At 57.8% G+C, this 18061-nt stretch carries 20 protein-coding genes; 14 read left to right on the plus strand and 6 right to left on the minus strand.

Going from position 1 to position 18061, the window contains the following annotated elements:
• The first annotated feature begins 152 nt into the window (after nucleotides 1-152).
• On the plus strand, nucleotides 153-1241 hold the full coding sequence (locus tag L462_RS01710; RefSeq protein ID WP_032679554.1) for a cellulase family glycosylhydrolase: 1089 nt from the start codon (nucleotides 153-155) through the stop codon (nucleotides 1239-1241).
• A gap of 45 nt (nucleotides 1242-1286) precedes the next feature.
• Nucleotides 1287-2681, plus strand: a complete 1395-nt coding sequence (locus L462_RS01705; protein ID WP_020885339.1) for an MFS transporter — start codon at nucleotides 1287-1289, stop codon at nucleotides 2679-2681.
• Between the two features lie 33 nt (nucleotides 2682-2714).
• Here L462_RS01705 and L462_RS01700 read toward each other — a convergent pair whose 3' ends face one another.
• Nucleotides 2715-3101, minus strand: coding sequence for a VOC family protein (locus L462_RS01700; protein ID WP_020885338.1), 387 nt, complete (start codon nucleotides 3099-3101; stop codon nucleotides 2715-2717).
• 93 nt (nucleotides 3102-3194) lie between these two features.
• Between L462_RS01700 and L462_RS01695 the strand changes: the two genes are divergently transcribed.
• The 3 genes from L462_RS01695 (at nucleotide 3195) to L462_RS01685 (ending at nucleotide 5868) form a co-directional block, all read left to right on the plus strand.
• Nucleotides 3195-3965, plus strand: a complete 771-nt coding sequence (locus L462_RS01695) for a DeoR/GlpR family DNA-binding transcription regulator (RefSeq protein ID WP_032679555.1) — start codon at nucleotides 3195-3197, stop codon at nucleotides 3963-3965.
• Between the two features lie 63 nt (nucleotides 3966-4028).
• Nucleotides 4029-4631 carry an ATP-dependent Clp protease proteolytic subunit gene (locus L462_RS01690; RefSeq protein WP_014168451.1) on the plus strand — a complete coding sequence of 201 codons (603 nt, stop codon included), beginning with the start codon at nucleotides 4029-4031 and terminating at the stop codon, nucleotides 4629-4631.
• A 115-nt stretch (nucleotides 4632-4746) separates the two neighbouring features.
• Entirely contained in the window at nucleotides 4747-5868 is a 1122-nt protein-coding gene (locus L462_RS01685; RefSeq protein WP_032679556.1) for a ribosomal protein uL16 3-hydroxylase, read from the plus strand.
• A 38-nt stretch (nucleotides 5869-5906) separates the two neighbouring features.
• Here the strand turns inward: L462_RS01685 and L462_RS01680 are convergent, their stop codons facing one another.
• The gene (locus tag L462_RS01680; protein ID WP_020885335.1) at nucleotides 5907-6101 is read right to left on the minus strand and encodes a DUF2767 family protein; all 195 of its coding nucleotides are present in this window, start codon (nucleotides 6099-6101) and stop codon (nucleotides 5907-5909) included.
• Between the two features lie 229 nt (nucleotides 6102-6330).
• Here L462_RS01680 and L462_RS01675 point away from each other — a divergent pair, with 229 nt between their 5' ends.
• From L462_RS01675 to foxA, 3 genes are all read left to right on the plus strand, one after another.
• Nucleotides 6331-6564, plus strand: a complete 234-nt coding sequence (locus L462_RS01675; protein ID WP_020885334.1) for a DUF2171 domain-containing protein — start codon at nucleotides 6331-6333, stop codon at nucleotides 6562-6564.
• Nucleotides 6565-6702: 138 nt separating this feature from the next.
• Nucleotides 6703-7656: a helix-turn-helix transcriptional regulator gene (locus L462_RS01670; protein WP_032679557.1), complete on the plus strand. Its 954-nt coding sequence runs from the start codon at nucleotides 6703-6705 to the stop codon at nucleotides 7654-7656.
• Nucleotides 7657-7777: 121 nt separating this feature from the next.
• A complete protein-coding gene (gene foxA / locus L462_RS01665) occupies nucleotides 7778-9886 on the plus strand; it encodes a ferrioxamine B receptor FoxA (RefSeq protein WP_155964467.1) in 2109 nt (702 codons plus the stop codon).
• Nucleotides 9887-9951: 65 nt separating this feature from the next.
• On the opposite strand, the gene L462_RS01660 is transcribed toward foxA, so the two are convergent.
• Nucleotides 9952-11367, minus strand: coding sequence for an aminotransferase-like domain-containing protein (locus tag L462_RS01660; protein ID WP_020885331.1), 1416 nt, complete (start codon nucleotides 11365-11367; stop codon nucleotides 9952-9954).
• Nucleotides 11368-11543: 176 nt separating this feature from the next.
• On the opposite strand from L462_RS01660, the gene L462_RS01655 reads away from it, so the two are divergent.
• Nucleotides 11544-11705 carry a DUF1127 domain-containing protein gene (locus L462_RS01655; RefSeq protein ID WP_014168457.1) on the plus strand — a complete coding sequence of 54 codons (162 nt, stop codon included), beginning with the start codon at nucleotides 11544-11546 and terminating at the stop codon, nucleotides 11703-11705.
• A 59-nt stretch (nucleotides 11706-11764) separates the two neighbouring features.
• Here L462_RS01655 and L462_RS01650 read toward each other — a convergent pair whose 3' ends face one another.
• Together L462_RS01650 and L462_RS01645 are read right to left on the minus strand one after the other, a co-directional pair.
• Nucleotides 11765-12019 (minus strand): DUF4282 domain-containing protein, encoded by a 255-nt coding sequence (locus tag L462_RS01650; RefSeq protein WP_020885330.1) that lies wholly within the window; start codon nucleotides 12017-12019, stop codon nucleotides 11765-11767.
• Between the two features lie 81 nt (nucleotides 12020-12100).
• Nucleotides 12101-13489 carry a MocR-like pyridoxine biosynthesis transcription factor PdxR gene (locus tag L462_RS01645; RefSeq protein WP_032679559.1) on the minus strand — a complete coding sequence of 463 codons (1389 nt, stop codon included), beginning with the start codon at nucleotides 13487-13489 and terminating at the stop codon, nucleotides 12101-12103.
• A gap of 102 nt (nucleotides 13490-13591) precedes the next feature.
• On the opposite strand from L462_RS01645, the gene L462_RS01640 reads away from it, so the two are divergent.
• Nucleotides 13592-14071 carry a carboxymuconolactone decarboxylase family protein gene (locus tag L462_RS01640; RefSeq protein WP_032679560.1) on the plus strand — a complete coding sequence of 160 codons (480 nt, stop codon included), beginning with the start codon at nucleotides 13592-13594 and terminating at the stop codon, nucleotides 14069-14071.
• On the opposite strand, the gene L462_RS01635 is transcribed toward L462_RS01640, so the two are convergent.
• Complete coding sequence (locus L462_RS01635; protein ID WP_032679561.1) at nucleotides 14058-14960, minus strand: LysR family transcriptional regulator; 903 nt, start codon at nucleotides 14958-14960, stop codon at nucleotides 14058-14060. The two genes, L462_RS01640 and L462_RS01635, sit on opposite strands and share 14 nt — an antisense overlap.
• 100 nt (nucleotides 14961-15060) lie before the next feature.
• Between L462_RS01635 and L462_RS01630 the strand changes: the two genes are divergently transcribed.
• From L462_RS01630 to L462_RS01615, 4 genes are all read left to right on the plus strand, one after another.
• Nucleotides 15061-16476 carry an aldehyde dehydrogenase family protein gene (locus tag L462_RS01630; RefSeq protein WP_032679562.1) on the plus strand — a complete coding sequence of 472 codons (1416 nt, stop codon included), beginning with the start codon at nucleotides 15061-15063 and terminating at the stop codon, nucleotides 16474-16476.
• 108 nt (nucleotides 16477-16584) lie between these two features.
• Complete coding sequence (locus L462_RS01625; protein ID WP_032679563.1) at nucleotides 16585-16908, plus strand: antibiotic biosynthesis monooxygenase family protein; 324 nt, start codon at nucleotides 16585-16587, stop codon at nucleotides 16906-16908.
• Nucleotides 16901-17278 (plus strand): hypothetical protein, encoded by a 378-nt coding sequence (locus L462_RS01620; protein ID WP_032679564.1) that lies wholly within the window; start codon nucleotides 16901-16903, stop codon nucleotides 17276-17278. Before L462_RS01625 ends, L462_RS01620 begins: the two co-directional genes overlap by 8 nt.
• Complete coding sequence (locus tag L462_RS01615) at nucleotides 17271-17966, plus strand: ArsR/SmtB family transcription factor (protein ID WP_032679565.1); 696 nt, start codon at nucleotides 17271-17273, stop codon at nucleotides 17964-17966. The genes L462_RS01620 and L462_RS01615 overlap by 8 nt, the downstream gene beginning before the upstream one ends.
• Nucleotides 17967-18061 lie beyond the last annotated feature (95 nt).

The following is an 18061-nucleotide window of genomic DNA, read 5'->3' on the forward strand; positions in this document are numbered from 1 at the left end:
CCTAACTGTTCGCTTACGCGCCGTCGATCACGTTTCTTATTCGCGCCTGCATGAACTTTGTGAAGGCTGTCGCTTTTCGGAGCGTCATGAATTGCGCATTTATCCCGCAGCTAATATTTATTAGCTAAACATTATCAGTAAGAGGACGCGTAATGAAAGAGCAGTGGAGCAGGGAGCAGGCACAGGCGTGGTATCAGCAAAAAGGCTGGCTGTGTGGGTTTAACTATTTACCGTCGACGGCGGTGAACTGGACCGATATCTGGCAGGAAGAGACCTTCGATGCCGATACCATTGACCGCGAACTGGGCTGGGCGGCGGAGGCGGGCTACAACACCCTGCGCATCAACCTGCCGTTTATTGTCTGGGAACACGATCGCGACGGCCTGATGGCGCGCATCGACGCGTTTCTGGCGATGGCCGACAGCCACGGGTTCAGCACCATGCTGACCCTGATGGACGACTGCGGTTTCTCCGGCGATGAACCGTATCTGGGGCCGCAAAAGCCGCCGGTGCCGGGCAAGCACAACAGCCAGGCGGCAGCGAGCCCGGGGCGCGATAAAGTCTGCGATCCCGACTGCTGGCCGCAGATTGAGCGCTATATCCGCGACGTTATCCGCCAGTTCCGCGACGATGAGCGCGTACTGCTGTGGGATCTGTATAACGAGCCGGGCAACCGCGGCATTTTTGCGACCGGTACGCAGGAGGTGCAGTACGACGCGAAGCTGGAGACCTGCGCGCATGAGCTGATGAAGCTGGCGTTCCGGTGGGTGCGTGAAGAGGATCCCACTCAGCCGCTCACCGTCTGCGCGTGGCGTCTGCCGGCGGAAGAGGAGGGCGAGACGTTTTATCAGCATCCGCTGGATCAAACCGCGCTGGCGCTATCCGACGTGGTGAGCTTCCACGCTTACACCAACACCGGACGCATGACCGCGATTATCCAGCAGCTGCAGGCGCTTGGGCGGCCAATCTTCTGCACCGAATGGCTGGCCCGGCACGTGGGCAGCACCCTCGAGGAGCAGCTCCCGTTGATGTACACGGCGAAGGTCGCGCCGTATCAGTGGGGGCTGGTGCGCGGTAAAACCCAGACGTGGCTGCCGTGGCCGGTGGTGATGAAGGAGTCTACGGACTACTGCCGCCTCTGGTTCCACGACGTCTTTGAGGAGAACGGTATCCCGTTCTCGCGCAGTGAAATGGCCTTAATGAAGAAGCTCCGTAAGATCGCCCCGAAAGCGCAGGGCTAATAATATCGACCCGGCGGCCTGCCGCCGGGCAACCAGGTACGCACTATGGCAATGACAATGAAAATACCGTCTCGCGAATTGTGGTCTTATTTTGGTTATGGATTAGGTCAGTGTTTTAGCTTTGGTTTAGTGGGTTCGTTTATTAACTATTTTTACACCGACGTGCTGGGGATTTCGGCGCTGGCGGCGAGTACCATCTTCCTGATTGCCCGCGCGTGGGATGCGGTTCACGACCCGCTATTTGCCAGCATAATGGACACCATTAACACCCGGTTCGGCAAGTTTCGCCACTTTTTGCTGATCGCCCCATTACTCATTACCGGCGTCACGCTGCTGTCGTTCTATAAAATCGAAGCGGACATGACCACCAAAATTCTCTACGCCGGGGTGACGTACATTCTGTGGGGAACGCTGTACGCCATCTCTGATATCCCGTTCTGGTCGATGTCGTCGGTGATGACTAACGACTCCGGGCAGCGCACCCGCGCGGTGACGGCGGCCATGCTGGGGGTTAACGCCGGGATCGCCTGCGCCAACATTTTCTTCCCGAAACTGGCGGCGTTCTTCGCCCAGTACAGCAACGACAAAGGCTATTTTATGGCGGCGCTGGTGATGATGCTGGTCGGCCTGCCGCTGATGCTCAACGGCTTTATGCAGATTAAGGAGCGTGTGCCGCCGAGTCCGGAAAAGGTGACGATACGTGACACCTTCCATAACCTGCGCCAGAACAAGCCGCTGTTTATCGTTCTGCTGTCGTTCTTCTTCTGCGTGTTCCATAACGTGGCCGGCGGCCTCTACATCTATTTCTTTATCAACAATATGGGTGACGGCAGCCTGCAGATGGCGATCGGCGTGATGGGGATTATGGCGGCGGTGGTGTGTCTCGTCGCCCCAATGCTGACGCGCAGGATGCAGAAGCGGAAGCTGTTTATGATCCTCTGCGGGCTGGATGTTGCGGTACGCGTGGTGATGTGGTTTGTGGGCTATCAGCAGACGGCGATGCTGTTTATCCTGCTTGGCCTGAGTACGCTGTTTGTGATGATGTCCAACATCCTCACCTCGTCGATGATTGCCGACACCATTGAGTATGCGGAGTACCACACCCACAAGCGCTGTGCGGCGATCACCTTCTCCGGACAGACCTTTACCGGCAAGATGTCGGTGGCGGTCGGCGGTGGGTTAATCGGCGTGTTTCTGACGATGATCGGTTATGTCCCGCAGGCGCAAACCCAGAGTGACGGCGTGCTGTCGGGGCTGTTCTTTGGTATCTGTCTGCTGCCGGCCATCGGCTCGCTGATCCGGCTTGGGTTTATGTCGCGCTTTACCTTTACCGAGGAGAAGCATGCGGAGATTTGCCGGTTGCTGGCGGAACGTCAGCACGAGAAAGCGCAGCAACGTGAGGGCGAGGAAAATCTGGCGCGCCCGGCCACGGTGAATTAAACATTAACGCCTGCATGGCAGGCGTTATGTCTTTTACTCTCCTGTGAGCTCAATCCGGTTGCCGTCCGGGTCCGCAATCACCGCCTCATAAAACCCATCCCCGGTCATGCGGGGAGCGCTGAGCAGGGTGCCGTTTGACTGCGCCTGCGCCGCCATACGGTCCACATCTGCCTGGCTGCCGACGTGAATGGCGATATGCGCCCAGCCAATAAACTCCGGATGAGCCGGGGCGTCGGGCAGGTCCGGAACCGTCATCAGTTCAAGGGTTGGCCCGCCATCCAGGGTAATAAAATGTGACGCAAAGCCCGGGCGATTTTTGCTGAGGTAGCGTTCATTACGGCGTCCGCCAAAAACCGTTTCCCAGAACTGTACCTGTGCATCAAGGTGTCGGGTCCAGAGTGCAACATGGGCAATGTTCATTGTTATCCTCGCGGTGAGTGCTGATTGACAGAGCACGCGCAGTGCAACATTATGCGCTTTGATGCTCGGTTTTGTTATTTTAAAGGACTTATAATGCTCGATTATGCTGCTTTTCCGGAGCAACGACAAGCGCTGATCCGTCAGATCCTTCAGGAGAGCGGAAGGGTGGTGTGCACCGAACTGGCGACACAAATGAAGGTCTCCGAGCACACCATTCGCCGTGATTTACATGAGCTTAGCAAAGAGGGCTTCTGTAAAAAGGTCTACGGTGGCGCGGTACTTCAGCTGCCGGATGCGGGGACATTTAGCCGCCGCGAGCAGGAAAACAGTGCACAAAAAGCCACAATCGCGCAGAAAGCGGCAACGCTGATCAAGGCAGGTGGCTGTATCTTTATGGATACGGGCACCACCAATCTGGCGCTGGCGAAAGCCCTTCCTGCCGAACTCAGCGTGACGGTGGTGACCAACTCCCCGGCCATCGCGACCGCGCTGCTGCAACATCCGCTGTGTGAGGTGATCATCACTGGCGGGCAGCTCCAGCGGGCGTCCGGCGCGACGGTGGGTGCCACGGCTGCAAGCCAGCTTGAGGGGATTATCTTTGATCAGGCCTTTATCGGTGGCTGTGCGATGGATCCTGAGATGGGGCTGACCGGCTTTGATTTTGCCGACTGTGCGTTCAAAAAAGCGGTGATCGCCCAGAGCAACCAGACCATCGTGGCGTTGACTGCTGACAAGCTTCCCGGCGTGGCGCGCTTTGTCGTGGCAAAGAGCCGCGACATTGATGTGCTGGTGGTGGACGCGAATATTAAACAGGACGTTATCGACGCGTTTGCGGCGCAGGATGTTCGCATTATGTGCGCCTGAGGACTTTGACCGGTAAAACAGGCTACACTCTGGTTTTGAGCGCTAAATGCTGAGGACATAACAATGCACTACACACTGAAAGAAGGCGATAAGGATAAAGCGGAAGGGTCAAACGGCGCGGGCGCGCTGCAGCAAAAACTGCTCGAGTCCCGCTCGATTGTTATCTCCGGTGAGATCAACCAGGAACTGGCGCAAAAAGTCATTACCCAGCTTATCCTGCTGCAAAGCGTGAGCAACGATCCGATCAAGCTGTACATCAACAGCCAGGGTGGCCACGTGGAAGCGGGTGATACCATCCATGACTTCATCAAGTTCATCCGTCCGGACGTACACATCATCGGTACCGGCTGGGTGGCGAGCGCCGGGATCACCATCTTCCTGGCGGCGAAAAAAGAGCACCGCTACTCTCTGCCCAACACCCGCTTTATGATCCACCAGCCGCTGGGTGGCGTGCGTGGTCAGGCGACGGATATTGAGATTGAAGCGCGCGAGATCATCCGCATGCTGGATCGCGTGAACAAGCTGATCGCTGACGCCACCGGCCAGCCGCTGGAAAAAGTGAAAAAAGACACCGACCGCAACTTCTGGATGTCTCCGGCAGAAGCGCTGGACTACGGCATTGTGGGTAAACTGATTACGCATTATGACGATCTGAAGCTGGATTGATCCCTCAGGGCCGGACGTTTGCGCCGGCCTTCTCCTCTCGTTTGACCCATGACAAGTTCCCCCTTGACCGTCTCCCCTATAATCGCGCCTGTTTACCCTCTCACTGGTGCTACCCATGGCGTATCAACTGAACCTGAACTGGCCGGAATTTCTTGAAAAATACTGGCAGAAACAACCCGTAGTGCTGAAAAATGCCTTCCCCAATTTTGTCGACCCGATTACCCCGGACGAACTGGCAGGGCTGGCGATGGAGCCTGAAGTCGATAGCCGTCTGGTCAGCCATTCCAACGGTAAATGGCAGGCCAGCAATGGTCCGTTTGAGCACTTCGATGGCCTGGGCGAAACCGGCTGGTCGCTGCTGGCGCAGGCGGTGAACCACTGGCACATGCCTGCAGCGGAGCTGGTGCGCCCGTTCCGCGTCTTGCCAGACTGGCGTCTGGATGACCTGATGATCTCCTTCTCTGTCCCTGGCGGCGGCGTGGGCCCGCATATCGATCAGTACGATGTGTTTATCATTCAGGGGATGGGAAGCCGCCGCTGGCGCGTGGGTGACAAGCTGCCAATGCGCCAGTTCTGCCCGCATCCGGCACTGCTGCACGTTGATCCGTTTGAGCCGATCATCGACGAAGATCTGGCCCCGGGCGATATCCTCTACATTCCACCAGGCTTCCCGCACGACGGCTTTACCCACGAAACGGCGCTCAACTACTCCGTCGGTTTCCGCGGGCCGAACGGTCGCGATCTGATCAGCAGCTTTGCCGATTACGCGCTGGAAAACGATCTGGGCGGCGAGCACTACAGCGATCCGGATCTGACCTGCCGCGAACACCCTGGACGCGTGGAACAGTACGAGCTGGATCGTATTCGCCAGATGATGATCGACATGATCAGCAAGCCTGATGATTTCACGAAATGGTTCGGTAGCTTTGTCTCGACGCCGCGCCATGAGCTGGATATTGCCACCGCGGAACCGCCGTACACGGCAGAAGAAGTGCTTGATGCATTGCAGGGTGGCGAAACGCTGTCTCGCCTGAGCGGTCTGCGCGTGTTGAATATCAACGGCAGCGTCTTCATCAACAGCGAACTGCTGGAAACGGTAGATGCGAAGGCTGCGGACGTGCTGTGTCGCTACACGGAACTCGGCCAGGCTGAGCTGGGCGAGGCGCTGAACAATCCGGCGTTTATTGACGAACTGACCGGACTGATTAACCAGGGCTACTGGTTCTTCGACGAGTAACGGCTGGCGGCGTTTAGCCAGGCTAAACGCCGCCTCGTTCAGACCAGCATATTACAGGCTTTCCAGTAATTCAGGAGCCGCTCATCGTCGCGCTCCTTCTCTGCTTTTGTTTTCATCGCCTGCGCCAGATTTTCACGCGACAGCTCGTGGCCTTTTTGCACAATGTCTAAAACCGCTTCACCAAGAGCCAGTGAAATTTCTGTACGATTATTACGAATATTACGAATCGTCATTAATGCCTCCTCGTTGGTTGCGATAATGTAATTATGAAATAAAAAATAAACTGCGAGAATAATTCATCTTATTCTTATTTTTTCATTATGCTTCACTATGCCTCGCGGTAGCCATAATATCCTGTTGTGTCAATGATGTTTCAAAATGCTAATAAGCGCCCGTAAGCCAAATTTATGCGCTACAGTTAATTCCGTGCAACGGCCAAATAACCAAAACGGGAGAATTATTATGGTAGATAAAAACGCAATTATGGATCACGCTCAGGTTGTCGCCAGCTGCGGAACACACGTCGGTGTTGTGGACCATCTGGATGGTGAGCGCATCAAGCTTGCGAAAAGCGATCCGGAATCCGGTGGGAAGCACCACTTTATACCGCTCGGCTGGGTGGACAAAGTGGATGATAATAAAGTTGTCCTGACCAAAAACCATAAAGAGGTTTTTGCTGAATGGCAGCAAGCATAAATATATCTCTTTAACTGAAATATATTTCTTCGCTCCGGCTCAGACCGGAGCGTAATACGTTTTATGCCCAGTGATTGCTGCCACCACCAATGAATGGTACTGTTTCGTTTGTCTTTTCCCCGATGCAGGCACCGTCATATGCTCCAGCGTGAAAATAGATCAGCGAAACGCCTGTTTTTTGTTGAGGATTTTCAGATATTCGGTGAGCGCTACGGCATCGACTACCGGTTCCCGCAGTTAAAAGATGCGCAGGTCAACAACCGCGCCGTGCTGCAGGGGAATGTGGAAGAGATGACGCTTTCATCCGGCATTTCACTGACCCACTCCAACGTTCGCGTTTTACAACCTTACGAAACCACCTCTCGCCATAGCAGCCCACTTTATATGCTGGTGGTGCTGGAAGGGGGCGTCACGATCGTGCTTAATGGCGTTGAATATGTCGTACGATCCGGCATGGCCTTCAGCTCCCGCCTGAGTGAAGAGCAGATAATGTGCGCGCGTCACGATGCCGACAGCACGCTGAAAACGCTCTCGTTTGGTCTATTCCCACACGATGCCAGGCGTGAGGCCCTGCTTGAGTCACTGCTCCAGGAATGGCAAAGCCTGAATGCGCCCACTCTGGTCTGGCACGTTCCTGAGTTTGTCCTTGCGGGGATCCAGCATGCTCAGCAGCAGGGTCTAAGCGCATTATCCCGTCAGCTGTTGCTGGAAGGGCTGATGTATCAGCTTCTGGGCCAGGGTTTGGCGCAGCGCCAGCAATCCTTCCCGTGCCGGCCTGAGCATGCGCGTCTTGAACGCGTGCGCAGCAGGCTGGAACAGTCTCCGGAGCAGGATCATACTCTTGCGCAGCTGGCCGCCCTCGCCGCCATGAGCCCGAGCAGCCTGCGCAGCAAGTTTCGTCAACGCTACGGCTGCACCCTTTTCGATTACCTGCGTGAATGTCGGCTCGCGCTGGCGCGTCGCTATCTGCTTGAAGGCTATAGCGTGCAGCAGGCGGCGTGGATGTGTGGCTATCAGCACGCCACCAATTTCGCTACCGCGTTTCGTCGCCATTACGGTATTGCACCGGGCGACATGTGCAAACGCCGCTAACCTACTTTCTCTCTTCGCGCGAACGCAACCCGTGCGCTTTAGCACCGCGCATACGTATCCTGGCGGCGCGCATAGCTGTTTGCCCTCTCAAAAAGGTAATAATTCTTATTAACAATAAGAAATACCTTTGGAGAGGGTTATGTTTGCTAAATCACGTCTGGCACTGCTGGTGGGATGGGTTACCGGTAGCGTCGCTTTTCCTTTACTGGCGCAGGATGCCCAAAAAACGGACACCGTTGTGGTCACGTCACAGATGCAATCTGCTGCCACCAAGCTTGAAACGCCGGATATAGAGACTCCGCAGTCGGTCTCTATCGTTACCCGCGAGCAGTTTGAAGAGCAGGGCGCGACCAGCGTGCGCCAGGCGGTGAGTTACACGCCGGGGGTTTACAGCAACCAGATTGGCGCGTCAAACCGCTTCGACTACATGGTGCTGCGCGGTTTCTCCGACGGCAGTCTGGATAACGTCTACCTCGACGGCCTGAAGATGATGGGAGACACCAACTCTCACAGCTCGCTGGTGGTGGACCCCTGGTTCCTCGACAATATCGAGGTGGTGCGTGGCCCGGCCTCCGTGCTGTACGGCCGTTCATCGCCGGGCGGTATCGTGGCGCTGACCTCCCGCAAGCCGTCGTTCGATCCGGGCGGGGAGATTAAGCTATTTGCCGGGAACAATAACCAGCGCGGGGCGATGTTCGACGTTACCGGTCCGGTCGATGATAACGACCGCGTGGCGGTGCGCCTCAGCGGGATGGCCCGCTATGCCGATTCCCAGTTTGATCCGCTGAAGGAAGAGCGCTACGCGCTGATGCCGAGCCTGACCTGGCGCATCACTGATAACACGCGTCTGGATCTGATGGCCTATCTGCACCGCGATCCGGAAGGGGGGAGCCACTCCGGCCTGCCTTATGACGGCACCGTGGTGCCGCATAACGGTAAGAAAATCACCAACACCTTCTTTGAAGGTGAGGATGATTACGACAAGTACGATCGTCGGGAAAATATGGTGGGCTACAACATTGAGCACATGTTCGACAGCGGCTGGACGGTGCGCCAGAAGCTGCGCTATCTGCACACCAAAGTGGAGCTGAATCAGGTATATGCCGCGGGCTGGCTGAACGATACCGAGCTCAACCGCGGCTATTCCGGTTCTGACGAGAAGATGAATGCCATCACGCTGGATAACCAGGTCGACGGCAGTTTCGATATAGGGGCAGTTAACCACCGCGTGCTGATCGGCCTGGATTATCAGGACCGAACCAATAACGTGACCGGCTACTACGGCGGTTTCCCGCCCATTGACGCGTTCCACCCGGTTTACGGTGCGAAACCGGATTACATCACCGAGTACAGCAAGGAAAAACATAAGCTGCGCCAGACCGGGTACTATCTGCAGGATCAGATGTCCATTGACCGCTGGCGCCTGACGCTGGGCGGGCGCTATGACCAGGTAAGCGTGTCGAACGTTGATAACGTTAACCATACCCGCAGCGACCTGGATAAGAACAACGTCAGCAGCCGCGCGGCGTTGCTGTATCTGTTTGATAACGGTGTCGCGCCGTACGTCAGCTACTCCACGGCCTTTACGCCGACCAGTTTCGCCGATGAGCAGGGCAACATTCTGGACCCGATGAAAGGCAAGCAGTGGGAAGCGGGCGTGAAGTATGAACCCGAGGGGATGAACAGCCAGTTCAGCGCCTCGGTGTTCCGCATCAACCAGAAGAATATCGCCACCAAAGAGGAGCCGACCGATCCGTACCGTTCCATCGGTGAGATCGAGTCCGAGGGCGTTGAGCTGGAAGCGGTGGGTCAACTGACCGACAGCCTGCGCATGCAGGCGGCGTACACCTATACCGACATTCGCTACAAGAAGAGCAGCCCGGAAGAGGAGGGCAAGCGCGCCGTCTATGCGCCGCGGAATATGGCCAGTGCCTGGCTCAGCTACGACGTGAAAACGGGCCCGCTGGACGGCCTGACCGTCGGCTCCGGCGTTCGTTACGTCAACGGCATTACCAGCGATCGCCAGAACACCCATACGCTGCCGTCGTATACGCTGGTGGATATGGTGGTGGGGTATGACCTGTCGAAGGTGGGGCTCACGGGTATGAGCGCGCAGCTGAACGTCAATAATCTGACCGATAAACGCTATGTGGCGGCGTGTAACTCGCTCTCCTACTGCTATTTCGGCGCGGAACGCAGTATCGTTGGCAGCGTTTCATGGACGTTTTGAGTCGGTGACAGTGCCGGGCGGCGGTGACGCCTTGCCCGGCCTGGCGGTGGAGGCATCAGGCCGCACTACGCCTCCATCGCAATCACAATTGCCTCACCCATCTTCTTCAGCGCCTCGCGATGCTTCTCCGTTGGCGGTAACGCAACGTTGATCCGCAGGCAGTTGCGGTACTTGCCGGACGCAGAGAACAGCGACCCGGCTGCCGCCTGGATCTTCAGCCGGCACAGCTGCTTGCTGACGCACACCATGTCGACGTTTTCCGGTAACTCCACCCACAGTAAAAAACTGCCCTGCGGGCGCGTCACGCAGATCTCCGCCGGGAAATACTGCCGCACCCAGCAGGTATAGGTTTCCATATTCTGCTGATAAATCTGGCGCATACGGCGAACGTGACGATGATAATGGCCGTCGCGAATAAACGCCGCCACCGCCATCTGCGTTCCCGGCACGTTAAAGCCGCCTGCAGCGTATTTCATGTGCATCACCCGGTCGTAATAGCGCCCCGGCACAATCCAGCCGACGCGCAGGCCCGGTGCCACGGTCTTGGTAAACGAGCTGCACAGGAGTACGCGGCCATCAATGTCCATGGAGTGAATGGTGCGCGGGCGCGGGTATTCCGCCGCCAGCTCGCCGTAAATATCATCCTCCACGATTACGATATCGTGCCGCTGGGCAAGAGCCAGCACCTGCTTCTTCCGCGCTTCCGGCATGATAAAACCCAGCGGGTTATTGCAGTTGGGCACCAGGATCACCGCTTTAATGGGCCACTGCTCCAGCGCCAGCTCTAACGCTTCAATGCTGATCCCGGTTTCGGGATCGGTGGGAATTTCGATGGCTTTGATGTTGAACCCGCGCAGCATCTGCATGGTGCCGTGAAACGACGGGGATTCCACGGCCACAATATCGCCTGGTTTGCATATCGAGAGCAGGGCAATCGACAGCGCGCCGTGGCAGCCATTGGTGATGACAATCTCATTCGCGGCCACGGTAGAGCCGCCGTCCAGCATCAGCCGTGCGATCTGCTCGCGCAGCTCGAGCCGACCGTCGAGCACGTCATAGCTCAGCATCTCGCCCGGATTGTGCTGCGCGATGCGGCTCATTTCACGCCACAGCGGTTTCAGGCTCGGTTGATTGACGTCCGGCGAGCCGCCGCCAAAGGAGATCATCTCTTTGTCGGCACGGGCATCCAGCAGCATCATCACTTCATCCCACTGGGTGACGTCTACCGGACGCTGCACCGGACGCGTCATTGCCGGTACGGGCGGCATGGCCTTACGTTGCGAGACAAAATAGCCGGAGCGTGGCTGAGGCGTGATCAGCTGCAGATTTTCGAGGATCTGGTAGGCCTGCTGTATGGTGCTGATGCTAACGCCATGCTCCTGGCTCAGCGCGCGCACCGACGGCAGACGTTCACCGCTGCGATACAGCCCTTGTTGAATGCGTTCCGCCAGAAGGTTGGCGAGATGTTGGTAGCGCGTCATGCTGTATCCTTTGTTTTCACCATACAGATTGTAAAACCAGTACAGATTGCCGCAAAAAACGGCATGCAGATACAGTTTTAGCGGATCTGTATGTTAAACAAAAGATGTTTTTGAATCTGTATTGTACGCCCTGAATTCCATGATGATAACGCTACTGGCACAGTGAGGAGAGCATCATGGAATTTTACGAGAACCGTTCAAAACGTCCGTTTATTGTCTTTGTCTGGATCGGCAAAACGCTACGCAATTGGTACCGTATTCACCGCACACGTCGCATCCTGAGCAAGATGAGTGACGAGCAGCTCAAGGATGTCGGGTTGTCGCGCTATGATGTGTAAGCGGGCAGGGTCGGCGCTGGCCGGGTAAGGAGAAACCCCTACCCGGTGCAACGGAGAGATTATTCGACTGATTTCACCGCGGTGTTTTCAGCGATGCGGCGCAGATATTCGTTATTCTTAAATGCGACCATGATCAGTTCGAACGTCACGCGACAGCCGATCAGGCTGAAAATCATCCCGATAAATCCGGTGATAAGATGGTCGGTAAACATGGAATACACGCCGGCAATCAAAATCACCAGCATGACGATCCAGTAGAAGAAGACCAGCACGCGTGGCGTTAATAAGTAGTCAAATCCCAGAATGGCTTTCATTTTCTTTTCCTTAGAAATATAAAAAAGACTCAAGATTGTATCTTTATCACGTTCTTTTATGGCGTGGATAGCTATCTGATTTCAGAGTAGTAATTCCAGCGTTTCTTGTTTTGGCCTTTCAAGTAGTGCCACCGCCTCCTGATACGTGCGCACGTTGTTATAGCCCATCACCAGTCCGTAACGCTTGCCGGAGCCGCGATACCACTCCGAGAGCGCGTTAACCTGCAGCTGCTGCGCTTGCCAGCAGTGCGCGATTTCCCGGTCACAACTCCCCTTCGAAAGGAATGCCACAATGTGCATCCCACCGTCGTTTTGCTCGGTGAAAAACAGGTCGCCATACACCTCCTGTAAAGCCTTAATCATCCACTCCCGCCGGGTCTGATACAGGGCCCGCATCTTCTTAAGATGTCGGAAAAAATGGCCTTCGTTGAGAAAGGCGGTGAGGATCTTTTGCGTCAGCACCGGCTGGCCGCTGGTGACGATGTCCGCGCAGTCGGTAAAGGCCCCGAGGGTGCTGGCGGGCATCACCACGTAGCCCATGCGCAGCGACGGCATAATGGTTTTGCTGAAGGTGCCCATAAAAATGACCCGGTCGTGCCGGTCGAGGCTTTTTAGCGACGGCAGCACCTTGCGGGTGTAGTGAAATTCCCCGTCGTAGTCATCCTCAATAATCCAGGCCTCGTTCTGACTCGCCCAGTCGAGAAGCTGTTGTTTACGCGGCAGAGAGAGGGTGACCGCCAGTGGGCTCTGGTGCGACGGGGTGACGATGGCGAAGCGGGCATCGCGATGGTGGCGCAGCAGGTATTCCGTATCGATCCCGGCGCGATCGACCGGCACGGTGTGCAGGCGCGGCACGATCCGCTTGAGCAACTGCTGGCCCATAAAGTAGCCCGGATCTTCAAACACCACCTTGTCGCTGCGGCTGGCCAGCGTATCGAGGATCAGGCGCAGGCTACCGCTGTAGCCGCTGGTGATCAGCACCTGCTCGGCGGTGCAGGCGAGCCCGCGTGAAATATTAAGGTAGCTGGCAATCGCCTGGCGCAGCGGATACCAGCCCAGCACGGGCGGATTCAGCATCTCTTCCTGGCGCATGGCGCGCGTCGCCTGGCCTGAAAGCAGCAGCCATTTTTTATAGGGAAAGCTGTCGAGGGAGGGAATGCCGGGGCGCAGAAAACCTGCCCGTTCGCGCTGGCCGATCAGCGAGGGCGGAAGTGTGCCGGTGGTCTGCTCCGCAGGGGCGTGCTGCGCGGGCAGTAACAGGTCCGGATTGACCCGCGTGCCGCGTGCCCCCTGGCTTACCAGATACCCTTCGCCCGTCAGGATGGCGTAAGCGGTTTCAACGGTTTTGCGCGCCACCTTCAGCTCTTCCGCCAGCACGCGAATGGCGGGGACTTTGTCGCCAGGCTTTAGCACGCCACGCGTGATGTTGTCGCGATAGCGGGTATAAATAGCGTGATAGCCCGGTTTCATGTCCTACCTCGTTTGACGGTTTTTGTATCTTTTTACTATGTCATTATCCGCGTAGATTGTCCTCATCGCATGACATATGCCGCACAAAAAAGAGGAAAGACAATGAGCACCCGCGTAAACCACCATAAGATCACACCTGCCCTCGCCAACGCGCTGTCCAACCTGAGCATGGAAGTGGCGAAAACTTCTCTCGACCCGGCGCTGAAGCACCTGATCGACATTCGTGTCTCACAGCTGAACGGCTGTACCTTCTGCCTGGATATGCACTCGAAAGAGGCCAAAATCGCCGGAGAACGCGAGCTGCGCCTGTACCATCTGGCGGCATGGCGCGAGTCCCCGCTGTTCAGCGCCCGTGAGAAAGCGGCGCTGGCCTTCGCCGAAGCGCTGACGCAAATTAGCGTGCATGGCGTGAGCGATGCGCTCTACCGCAGCGTGGCGGAGCACTTCTCGGACGTGGAGATTTCAGAGCTGAACTTTGCCATTGTGGCGATCAACGCCTGGAACCGTCTGGGGATCACATCCCGCATGGCGCCGGGCTCGCTGGACGCGGCTTACGGGCTGAATAAAGCTAACCTCGAATAACCCCGCGCTCACGGATCATCGCCACCAGCGCCCGTAACCCTGGCGGGACGTGGCGATGCCCCGGATAGTACAAGCGCAGCCCGGCAAACGGCTGCGTCCAGTCGTTTAACACGCTCACCAGTTCCCCGCTTTCAAGCTCTTCCCGGATATACAGTTCCGGTAAAAACCCTATCCCTAATCCCGCCTTCACGGCCCGGATCGAGGCGAAGAGATCGGAAGTGGCAAAGCGCGGCGGTACCGCCAGAGCGTAGTGTTCTCCGTGACGCGCCAGCTCCCAGCGGTAGATCCCACCGTGCGCCATGCGCATACCGATCCCCTGATGTAAGAGCAGATCCTCCGGCGAGTGCGGCGTGCCGTGGCGGGCAAAGTAATCCGGCGTGGCGGTGACAAGCTGGCGGATCTCACCGGTCAGCGGCACGGCGATCATGTCCTGCGGCACGGATTCTTCAAGACGGATCCCGGCGTCGTAACCTTCTGCGACGATGTCAATCATTCGTGCTTCGCTTAGCGTCTCGACGCGCATTTTCGGGTAGCGGATCATAAAGTCGATCAGCAATTGATCCAGAAAGAGCGCACCGATATGGTTCGGTACGTTTAAGCGCAGGGTGCCGGCAGGTTCGCCGGTATCACTGTGGATCTCTTCGCTGGCCTGGCGTATCGCCTGCAGGGCCGGGCCGATACGCGCCACGTAGCGCTGCCCGGCGTCGGTAAGCGCCACGCTGCGGGTCGTGCGGTTAAACAGGCGCGTCTCCAGGCGGCTCTCCAGCCCGGCGATAGCGTTACTTACCGCCGTGGCGGACATGCCCAGCTCCTGTGCCGCACCGCGAAAACTGCCGCGCCGCACCACCGCCATGACCACTTCCAGCTCTGTCAGACCCGAACGATGCATAGATTATCCTGAAAATCGAAACAACCCTTGCAGCATAGCGTGGATTATCGCAACGGAGAAGCCGTGCCAGACTGTGTCCATACAGCCTGAGGAGGTTTATATGCACAACATCGAACAGATCTTTATCAACGGCGAATTTGTAACCCCGCACGGCACCGAACGTTTTGATTTATACAATCCGGCGACGGCGCGGGTGATTGGCCAGGTTCGCCTGGCCGATGAGGTAGACGCGGAGCATGCCATCGCGGCCGCGAAAGCGGCATTTCCGGCATGGTCGCAAACCCCCCGACAGGAACGCATTGCCGCGCTGAAACGCATGCATGCCGCCGTGGCCGCCCGTCATGATGCGCTGCTGGACGCGGTGATTGAAGAGTACGGCGCGCCAGCCTCGCGCTCGGCGTGGATGGCCCGCTACCCGGCAGATGTCATTGCCCAGGCCATCGAGGCGCTGGAAGCCTTTGAGTTTGTGACCACGGCGGGGGCGGCAACGGTGCAGATGACGCCGCTTGGTGTCGCCGGGCTTATTACCCCGTGGAACAGCGACGCGGGGTTTATCTGCGGCAAACTGGCGGCTGCGCTCGCGGCGGGCTGCACGGCGGTGATTAAACCGAGCGAGATGAGCGCATTGCAAACCCGCATTGTCACCGAGGCGCTGCGCGATGCCGGGTTACCGCCGGGCGTGTTTAACATTGTCACCGGACGGGGCGCTACGGTCGGTGAGACCATCAGCCGCCATCCGGACGTGGCGAAAATTTCGTTTACCGGTTCGACCGTTACCGGCAAAGCGATACTGCGCAACGCGGCGCAGAGTGTTAAGCGGGTGACGCTGGAGTTAGGCGGTAAATCGCCGACGATCCTGCTTGATGATGTCGATTTGGCGCAGGCTATCCCGCTGGTGGTGCAGGCCGGGTTTATGAACAGCGGGCAGGCGTGCGTGGCCGGAACGCGCATTCTGGTACCGCAGTCGCGTAAGGCGGAAATCGAAACTGCGCTGGCGCAGGCCGTCGCGGCCGTGAAATCCGGCGATCCGCGGGATAACGCGACAGAAATTGGCCCGATGGTCAGCGAAAAACAGTGGCTGCGGGTGCAGGGCTATATCCGTAAAGGTCTCGACGAGGGGGCAAACCTGCTGGTGGGGGGCGAAGGGCGTCCGGAAGGGACGCAGGACGGCTGGTTTGTGCGCCCGACGCTGTTTGCTGACGTCACTAACCAGATGGCGATTGCCCGGGAAGAGATCTTCGGCCCGGTACTGTGTGTGATCGCTTATCAGGACGAGGCCGAAGCCGTCGCCATTGCCAACGACACCGAGTATGGCCTGAGTGCGATGGTGCTGGGCAGGGATGTCGAACGTACGCGTCGCGTGGCGCAGCAGATTGTCGCGGGCCGCGTGCTGGTGAACACGCTGGCCCATGAGCCTAAAGCGCCGTTTGGCGGGTTCAGGCACTCCGGCGTGGGGCGTGAGATGGGCGAGTGGGGGATCCGCGCGTTTATGGAGCCGAAGTCGATTCTGGGATAACCGTTTGTCGCCCTCCCGAAAAGAGGGCGACAATACTTCGCCCTTCACCGAAGCATCCGCATTTTCTTTCCTGCATGCTCTCCGCACCCTCACAACGGAGAGACAACCATGATTGCAGTCCTTTTCGAAGCCCAGGCCGCGCCTGCCCATCAGGCGCGTTACCTGCAGCTCGCAGCCGAACTCAAGCCCCTGCTGGCGGATATCGACGGGTTTATTGATATCGAGCGTTTTCAGAGCTTGACCACCGACGGCAAAATTCTCTCCCTCTCCTGGTGGCGGGATGAAGAAGCGGTCCGCCGCTGGAAGCAGAACGTCTTTCATCAGGCGGCGCAGAGGGAGGGGCGGGAGGCTATCTTTACGTACTACCGCATCTGGGTGGCGCAGGTGGTGCGGGAATACGCCTCAGAAACCGGAGGGCGTGCGGATGTATGACGTTCATGTGATTTTCGACGCTACGCCAGGGGAACTGGCGCGATTCGGCCAGCTGCTGGGGCGCAATGGTGTGGGGCTGGAGGGCGGCGGCGTGTTTGGTACCGAAGCCCATTTCCTGGTGGAAGAGGGCGAAAAAGCCCGTCGCGTGCTGCTTGAGGGCGGGTTTAACGTCCGGTCAGTTCGTAAACCGCTGATCAGAAAACTGCAGCAGGCGCGCCCCGGTGAGCTGGGCGAGATTGCCGCGGCGTTAGCGGCTCACGGTGTGTCTGTACTGACCCAGTACAGCGACCATGCGAATCACCTCATTCTGCTGACGGATAATGATAAGCTGGCGGCAGAGATCACCAGACCATGGGCAGTCCATGCTTAAGACCCGTTTACCCCCTGACAATAGCGCGCTGCTGGAGCAGGCCATGGCGGCAGTGGCCGCCGCCATGGCGGATCCGTCGCGTGTGAAAATGCTCTGTGCGCTGATGGATGGCAGGGCATGGACCGCCACCGAGCTGAGCGCGGCGGCGGATGTCGCCCCCTCCACCGCCAGCGGGCACCTGACCCGTCTGCTGGACGGAAAGCTGATTACCTGTCTGTCACAGGGGCGGCATCGCTATTACCGCCTGGCAGGACACGACGTGGCGGAGCTGGTCGAGCAGATGATGGGGCTGTCGTGGAGCCGCATCACCCCGCCGGAAACCACCGCCCCGAAAGCCCTGCGTGAAGCCCGCACCTGTTACGACCATCTGGCAGGGACGGTGGCCGTTCAAATCTATGATTTTATGCAGGCGCAGGGCTGGCTGGAGACGGACGGGTCAGCCCTGACCGTGTATGGACGCGAACAGTTCCTGACGCTCGGTATTTCATTAAGCACCAATCCGCGCCGTAAGGCCTGCTGTGCCTGTCTTGACTGGAGCGAGCGGCGGTTTCACCTCGGGGGCGAGGCGGGCGCGGCGCTCCTCGCGTACCTGGACAGCAACGGCTGGATCCAGCGGGTGGCGGGATATCGGGACGTGGTGGTCACCGCGTCGGGAAACGTTGCCATTAAAAAACGTTTTAGCCGCTAAACTCTCGGCGGTCTGATGCCCTTTCCCACCGGGAGAGGGCATTCGTCTTTCGCAATTCCTGCTCTTTTGTCTCTCGTTTCTTGATACTTACCCTG

The organism is Enterobacter sp. BIDMC 26 (genome assembly GCF_000534435.1).
GTDB classification, from domain to species: Bacteria; Pseudomonadota; Gammaproteobacteria; order Enterobacterales; family Enterobacteriaceae; genus Enterobacter; species Enterobacter ludwigii.